At 35.4% G+C, this 1,146-nt stretch carries 1 protein-coding gene; it reads left to right on the top strand.

What is annotated here, in order from left to right; genetic code table 11:
- Positions 1–307 precede the first annotated feature (307 nt).
- The gene (locus tag H5183_RS21405; protein ID WP_182732683.1) at positions 308–703 is read left to right on the top strand and encodes a hypothetical protein; all 396 of its coding nucleotides are present in this window, start codon (positions 308–310) and stop codon (positions 701–703) included.
- Positions 704–1,146: the final 443 nt, after the last annotated feature.

The raw sequence follows: 1,146 nt of genomic DNA, 5'->3' as shown, positions 1-1,146 counted from the left end.
TAAAGCAACAGCAAATCCTCTTTTTATATTTTACGTAAAATCGAAGTAAGCGATTGAATCAAAATAGGAACTCGACTATGGTTAAACCATCAATAAAAATAAATTAAAAACGAGTAATTCTACAGGCTCGTTGAGGGTGTAGAATTACTCTTTTTTAATAAAAACAGCTTGTTTTATGGGTTCCAAAATACATTACCTAATACTTTAAACACGCTTAGAGTTAATTACAGGAGCTAGTTTTTTAATTGAATTTGGCTGTTGGAGTTATTCTACAGCCTCGTTATAAGCCCCCAATAGAATTGAGTTTATGTCTCTTTTAGTATGTAAAAAATGTTATTCGACGATTGTTGCAAAGGATAAAACTCCAAATGCTAGGGATCTGAACTATATTTGTCCAGTTTGTGGAACTTCAATAAATACATTTAATATCAAATACTATTTAATGGCTTTTGCTGTGTTATTTCTTTTGTGGGCAATTTCGTTTTTTTCTCACCATATTAGTGAGGGGAATTTAAAATGGGATTCGGCAAATCAATCATCATTATTATTAGCTGTTATTATGGTAACCTCAATTGCTTTCGCAATTTATCGGCACTTAAAGGTAAATGACAAGTCAAAACAATGGGTAGTATTAGGCTGTATTTCTTTAGTTTTGCTGCTCAATGAAATCCATATTGCAGCATCAAGAGTTTGGGGCTTGTAACAATATGCTCTGAGGTGGACTGCAAGCACTAAAGCTCTTTTTCCACCGCAAATTTTAACAGCCTTGCTCCCTTACTTTTCAATGCCGTTAGGTAAGTTGACTCATCTTTGGGCGTACGAGTCTTACAGCACCTAAAGAGTGTTCGTATCCATTTAAATGTCAGTGATCTGATTATGGTTGTTCTTAATTTATAAGCGTGGGTTTTCCTATGGCTTCTTGCTGCCGACTATCGCGGTCAAGTAACGATGCTTTTGCCCAAAATGATTAACAAACCGATAATCCAGCCACTGTGTTCGGTGACAGGGATTACATCTGCTCAAATAAGCCACTTAAACACCTGTCATACCTTCCAAAACGCCCATTAAAGCAACAGCAAATCCTCTTTTTATATTTTACGTAAAATCGAAGTAAGCGATTGAATCAAAATAGGAACTCGACTATGG

Origin of the sequence: Pseudoalteromonas sp. SR44-8 (genome assembly GCF_014163635.1) — a bacterium.
GTDB classification, from domain to species: Bacteria; Pseudomonadota; Gammaproteobacteria; order Enterobacterales; family Alteromonadaceae; genus Pseudoalteromonas; species Pseudoalteromonas rhizosphaerae.
The sequence above is the reverse complement of the archived record's forward strand: the minus strand, read 5'-3'. Positions and strand labels throughout refer to the sequence as shown.